The sequence below is a fragment of the Pseudotabrizicola sediminis genome (genome assembly GCF_004745575.1).
Classification (GTDB): Bacteria; Pseudomonadota; Alphaproteobacteria; order Rhodobacterales; family Rhodobacteraceae; genus Pseudotabrizicola; species Pseudotabrizicola sediminis.
Genome location: NZ_RPEM01000077.1, coordinates 1 through 344, shown reverse-complemented (window position 1 = coordinate 344; position 344 = coordinate 1). Strand labels below are relative to the sequence as shown.

The following is a 344-nucleotide window of genomic DNA, read 5'->3' as shown; positions in this document are numbered from 1 at the left end:
CAGGGGCCGCATACCTGCTCTGGTTGGCGGCTCAGATGTGGCAGTCCGTTCACACCGGTCTTGGTCCACAACGCTATCGACGCGGCTGGATCGCTGCAACGTCGGCAGGAGCCGCCTTCAGCCTGTGCAGCCCGTTCACATTCGTGTTCTACCTGATGGTACTTCCCTCGGTGATCCCAAGCGGAACGAACGATCCTTCGGCCCTGGTAGTGATCGTGATGGTCACCGTGGCGGTTGTCGGAGGGGTCCTAATGGCCGTTATGCTGCTGGCGCACCAATTCCGCCGCATCGTTTCCTCGCCTGGGGCGTCCATTGCTTTCAGCCGCGGAATGGCCGTGCTGCTA

1 protein-coding gene is annotated in these 344 nt (G+C 61.6%); it reads left to right on the top strand.

Going from position 1 to position 344, the window contains the following annotated elements; all coding sequences use genetic code 11:
- Positions 1 to 14 precede the first annotated feature (14 nt).
- On the top strand, positions 15 to 344 hold a 330-nt coding region (locus EEB11_RS19370), incomplete at its 3' end, for a hypothetical protein (protein ID WP_280950296.1).